The organism is Nevskia sp. (assembly GCF_023266035.1).
In the GTDB taxonomy this organism is placed as follows: Bacteria; Pseudomonadota; Gammaproteobacteria; order Nevskiales; family Nevskiaceae; genus Nevskia.
Map to the genome: position 1 here is coordinate 1,468 of NZ_JAHFRY010000195.1, position 4,379 is coordinate 5,846.

At 62.2% G+C, this 4,379-nt stretch carries 6 protein-coding genes and 1 pseudogene; 1 reads left to right on the forward strand and 6 read right to left on the reverse strand.

Translation table 11 applies throughout. From position 1 onward, the window contains the following. Positions 1 to 357 (reverse strand): annotated as a pseudogene (locus Q0D45_RS20405) (hypothetical protein); the annotation flags it as partial. After that, positions 354 to 1,082, reverse strand: coding sequence for an SURF1 family protein (locus Q0D45_RS20410; protein WP_293397435.1), 729 nt, complete (start codon positions 1,080 to 1,082; stop codon positions 354 to 356). The gene Q0D45_RS20410 and the pseudogene Q0D45_RS20405, both read right to left, overlap by 4 nt. 71 nt (positions 1,083 to 1,153) lie before the next feature. On the opposite strand from Q0D45_RS20410, the gene Q0D45_RS20415 reads away from it, so the two are divergent. Further along, positions 1,154 to 1,363, forward strand: coding sequence for a twin transmembrane helix small protein (locus Q0D45_RS20415; protein WP_293397438.1), 210 nt, complete (start codon positions 1,154 to 1,156; stop codon positions 1,361 to 1,363). A gap of 204 nt (positions 1,364 to 1,567) precedes the next feature. On the opposite strand, the gene Q0D45_RS20420 is transcribed toward Q0D45_RS20415, so the two are convergent. From Q0D45_RS20420 to Q0D45_RS20435, 4 genes are all read right to left on the reverse strand, one after another. Further along, positions 1,568 to 2,455, reverse strand: a complete 888-nt coding sequence (locus tag Q0D45_RS20420) for a cytochrome c oxidase subunit 3 (RefSeq protein ID WP_293397441.1) — start codon at positions 2,453 to 2,455, stop codon at positions 1,568 to 1,570. A gap of 50 nt (positions 2,456 to 2,505) precedes the next feature. After that, entirely contained in the window at positions 2,506 to 3,096 is a 591-nt protein-coding gene (locus Q0D45_RS20425; protein WP_293397444.1) for a cytochrome c oxidase assembly protein, read from the reverse strand. A 10-nt stretch (positions 3,097 to 3,106) separates the two neighbouring features. Next, entirely contained in the window at positions 3,107 to 3,235 is a 129-nt protein-coding gene (locus Q0D45_RS20430; RefSeq protein ID WP_293397447.1) for a hypothetical protein, read from the reverse strand. A gap of 25 nt (positions 3,236 to 3,260) precedes the next feature. Beyond that, a partial coding sequence (locus tag Q0D45_RS20435) for a cbb3-type cytochrome c oxidase subunit I (RefSeq protein ID WP_293397450.1) occupies positions 3,261 to 4,379 on the reverse strand: 1,119 nt, incomplete at its 5' end.

Genomic DNA, 4,379 nt, shown 5'->3' on the forward strand with positions numbered 1-4,379 from the left:
GATGTAGACGAGTTGCAGACGGTCCTTGTTGATACCCGCGGCACCGAGTGCAAGACGCGTCTGGCGGCCCAGCACCAGACGATCGCTGCAGGCGGCGTCGCAAGTCGCGGTGCCGAGCTGGACGAGGCTCCAGCGGCCGGTCAGCAGTTCCGGCAGCGGCTCGCCACCGACATTGCGAAGTTCGAGCTTCGGCAGCGGCTGGGTCGGCAGCACCAGCTCGCCATAATTGGTGGTCAGCGTCGGCCGCATGCCGTTGCTGTAGAGCACCCAGGCGGCGATCAGAGGCCCGATGAACAGGGCGCCGAGCAGCACAAGGGTCAGACGGGATCGGCGCAGTTTTGCGGCTTGCGGATTCATGGACGTCGTTTCAGGTTGAGCTTGAGGAAAATCACCAGCAGGGTCGCGGCAAACGCGAACCACTGCGCGGCATAACCGTAATGGCGTTGTGGCGGAAAGCGACGATCGCCCTGCGACCATTCGCGCAGATAGCCGTCCGGCGCTTCCGGCGCCAGCAGCAGCATGCCGGCGGCCGTGTCGGCACCGTACAGGCAACGCAGATCGTCGGAGGTCGGATATTCGACGATGCGCGGCCAAGGCTGATCGGCGCCGGCGCAATTATCGGTCTTCAGCCGCAGCGCCGGTTGCGGCAGCGAACGCCAAAGGCCGCTGAGCGTCACCGCCCCCGTGGGCACCGGCAACTGCGGCAGCACGCGACGATCCGGATTCTGCGGCAGCCAGCCCCGATTGATCAGCGCGATGCCGCCCGACTCCAGCCGGATCGGCGTCAGCACCTGATAACCGGGCGTGCGGTCATGGACCTGGTTGTCGAGCAGAATCTGTCGGGTGCCGTCGTATTCACCGGACGCTGTGGCCAGTACGGCGTCGGCGCCGTCCGGCACTGCACTATCAATGCGCAAAGCTTCCGGGGGCTGTGCGCCAGCGCTCAGGTATTGAGCATCGAGCGCTTCCCGCGCCAGGCCGCGATGCCACTGCCAGAGGCCGAGCCGGATGGTCAGCGCACAGCCGAGCACGGTGCCGAGAATCGCCCACCAAGGCGGGCGGAAGCTCCAGCGCGAGCTCATGGCTGGCCGGCTCGGTATCGAAGCTGCGCGCCGCGCCTTACCATTCCGGCAATCCCTTTCCAGACCTTGCCATGCTCGCCAAGCTGATTATCGCCGTGCTGCTGATCGCCATCGTCGTATCGCTGTTCTCGGCACTGTTCTTCATGCTGAAGGATTCCAGCAAGAGCAAACGCACGGTGCGGGCGCTGTCCATGAGAGTCGGCCTGCAGGTGGCGTTGATCGTGTTCCTGCTGGTGGCGACGATGATGGGCTGGATTCATCCGCATGGGTTGACGCCTTAGGACAACTGTCCTAAGGCGTCAACGCCCGGCCAGGGATGGCCGGGCCGGGGCAGTCCGAGAAGGACGCCGCTGCGCCAAGGACGGCCACCCGGCCGCAAGCCTCAAAAATCCCGGCGGTTCAGCGGCCAAGCAAGCAGGCCCAAAAAAACAAAGCACGCGGACTCTCGTACGAGTCCGCGTGCCGTTGGCCATCTGATGTCTGGCTTACAAGATGTAGACGAAGATGAACAGGCCGACCCAAACCACGTCCACGAAGTGCCAATACCAGGCCACGCCTTCGAAGCCGAAGTGGCTTTCCGGTTTGAAGTGGCCGGCCATCAGGCGACCGGTGACCGAGATCATCATGATCGTGCCCAGAGTCACGTGCATGCCGTGGAAGCCGGTGAGCATGAAGAACGTCGAACCGTAGATGCCGGAGTGCAGCGTCAGGTTCAACTCGTGATAGGCCTCGATGTACTCGGTGACCTGGAAGTACAGGAAGGTGGCGCCGAGCGCGATGGTCGCCCACATCCACAGGATGGTTGCCTTGCGATGGCCTTCCTTCAGCGCGTGGTGCGCGAAGGTGATGGTCACCGACGAGGTCAGCAGCAGCAGCGTGTTGATCAGCGGCAGATGCCACGGCGAGATAGTCTTGAACTCACCACCGATGGCGGCCGGGCCGTTGGTCGGCCAGATGTTCTCGAAGGCCGGCCACAGGAACTCGTTGGTGCTGACGCGGGCACCTTCGCCCGACAGCCACGGCACCGACAGTTCGCGGGCGTAGTACAGCGAGCCGAAGAACGCCGAGAAGAACATCACTTCCGAGAAGATGAACCAGCTCATGCCGAGACGATAGGTACGGTCGACCTGCTCGCTGTACTGACCGGTTTCACTTTCCTTGGCAACGCCGCGGAACCAGGTGAACACGATGTAGACGAACAGCGCGCCGCCGAGCACGAACGGAATCGGCCCCGGGTGACGCTCTTCGAGGTACATGCTGACGCTGTACAGGATCGTGCCGAGCGCGATCGTCAACAGGAACGGCCAGACGCTCGGCTCCGGGACGAAATAACGACGGTGGCTGGACTCGCTTGCTGCGGCATGGGTTGCCATGACGGGTTCCTTATCTGTCTGCTTTGAATCTGCTTTGAATGGCGGTACGGCTAGCTTTTCGGTACGGCTACGGCTTGTTTCTGCACCTCTTCGACCCTGCCGGCCGCCAATGCGGTGGCATCGAAGAACGTGTACGACAGAGTCACCACCTCGACATCGGCCGGCAATTCCGGATCCAGCATGAAACGGACCGGCATGCGCTTCTCTTCATTCGCCGCGAACGGCTGCTGACTGAAGCAGAAGCATTCGGTCTTGCGCAGATGCCGGGCCGCATTCCACGGCGCAACACTCGGCACTGCCTGACCGATCACCGCTTCGTCCCGCTCGTTGCGTGCCACGAAATCGACTGTGTACAGCTTGCCCGGATGCACCTGGACCGACGGCTGCTCGGCGCGGAAGCTGAACACGCGACCACCGTTGACGGTCGTCACGAACTCGACCTTCACCGTGCGCGTCGCATCTTCGCGCTCGACGACATCCTTGGCCGAGACCAGCATCGCGCTGTCCTTGCCATTGAGGTTCACCAGCTGGCAGATCGCGTTGTACATCGGCACCAGCACGAAGCCGAAGCAGAACATGCCGGCGACCACGACCAGCAGTTTCCAGAGGCCTCGGCTGTTGCTGATGACCGGCTTCTTCATCGAATCATCATCAACCGCGGTTGCTGACGGCGATGAAGAAACCGACATAGAAACCGACGGCGACGAGGGCCAGCAGCACCGCCAGACGCCAGTTGCGGCGTCGGGTCGGCTGTTCGGCAGGCTTGACCATCGTCGTCATCGTTGTCCAGATCTGCTCAGGTCAATCAGTGTGCGGCGGCCGGCTCGTCGCCAACGTGCGGCGGATCTTCGAAGGTGTGGTACGGCGCCGGCGACGGCACCGTCCATTCCAGACCATGCGCGCCTTCCCAGACCTGCGCCGTCGCCGGGACCATGCCCTTGCGCCAGATGGCGCAGCGAAGGAAGTTGTAGATCATGATGAACTGCGCGATGAAGTACAGGAACGCGCCGTAGGTCGAGATCACGTTGAAGTCGGTGAACTGCACTGCGTAATCCGGGATGCGGCGCGGCATGCCGGCCAGACCGACGAAATGCTGCGGGAAGAAGGTGACGTTGATGAAGATCGCGCTCAGCCAGAAATGCAGCTTGCCGAGCTTCTCGTTGTACATCACGCCAGTCCACTTCGGGATCCAGTAGTAAATGGCGGCAATGATCGAGAAGATCGCACCCGGCACCAGCACGTAGTGGAAGTGGGCGACCACGAAGTAGCTGTTGTGGTACTGGAAATCGACCGGCGCCAACGCCAGCATGATTCCCGAGAAACCGCCGATGGTGAACAGGAACACGAAGCCGATCGCGAACAGCATCGGGGTTTCGTAGGTCATCGAGCCGCGCCACATCGTCGCCAGCCAGTTGAACACCTTCACGCCGGTCGGCACTGCGATCAGCATCGTCGAGAACATGAAGAACAGTTCGCCAGCCAGCGGAATGCCGACGGTGAACATGTGGTGCGCCCAGACGATGAACGACAGGAAGGCGATCGACGCAACGGCATAGACCATCGAGTCATAGCCGAACAGACGCTTGCGGGCGAACGTCGGGATGATCGTCGAGACGATGCCGAACGCCGGGAGGATCATGATGTAGACCTCCGGGTGGCCGAAGAACCAGAAGATGTGTTCGAACATCACCGGGTCGCCGCCGCCAGCAGCATTGAAGAAGCTGGTGCCGAAATACTTGTCGGTCAGCAGCATGGTCACCGCGCCGGCCAGCACCGGCATGACCGCGATCAGCAGATAGGCAGTGATCAGCCAGGTCCAGACGAACAGCGGCATCTTCAGCAGAGTCATGCCCGGCGCGCGCATGTTCATGATCGTGACCACGACGTTGATCGCACCGGTGATCGACGAGATGCCGAGCATGTG